This is a genomic window from Methylobacterium sp. P3_A11, assembly GCF_056403155.1.
The window spans coordinates 1-661 of record NZ_JBFUGA010000250.1; the positions used below are offsets into that span (position 1 = coordinate 1).

Below are 661 nucleotides of genomic sequence, written 5' to 3' on the forward strand. Positions count from 1 at the left end.
TTTGTTAACCGCCTGAAGTCCGAAGCAGACCCCGAGCAGCCGGTTCTGCTCGCACACGGTCCACGCGCCGGCAAAGCCGAAGCCCTTGCGCAGCCACAGCATCGCCTCGAAGCCGCAGATCGTGCGCCGCGCCGTGTGGAAGGACCGGAAGCCGCCCACCCGCGGCATCGCTCGCTTGACCCGGAAGTGGTCACTCTCGATGCCTTGCTGCAGGTGCTTGGTCACATAGTGGAGCGGCGCACGGGGCAGCAAACCCACCTCACGGCTATGGGCGATGGCCGGCGGGTACGGGCCAGCGCCATCCGTGCCGATCCGATCAGGGGCGAGTAGCGGCTGATCTTGGAGCACCTTGCGGAAGAACCGCTTGGCCGCATCGAGATCGCGCTTGGCGGTCAGTAGGAAGTCGACGGACGTGCCATGCTTGTCGATCGCCCGGTAGAGGTAGCGCCACTCGCCCCGCACCTTGATGTAGGTTTCGTCGATGCGCAGCGAGCCGCAGTGTGGCCGACAAAACTGCCGTAGCCGCTTCTCGATCAGCGGCGCATAGGCCAGAACCCAGCGGTTCACGGAGGAGTGATCCACCTCCAGGCCACGTTCAAGGAACAGCTCCTCGATGTCGCGGTAGCTCAGCGGGTAGCGCAGGTACCAGGAGACCGCCTGC

Annotated in this window: 1 protein-coding gene; it reads right to left on the minus strand. The window is 65.2% G+C overall.

All coding sequences use genetic code 11. The features are described 5' to 3' along the window. The coding region (locus tag AC1DXK_RS31095; RefSeq protein ID WP_477299722.1) for an IS6 family transposase at positions 1 to 661 on the minus strand (661 nt) is incomplete at both ends.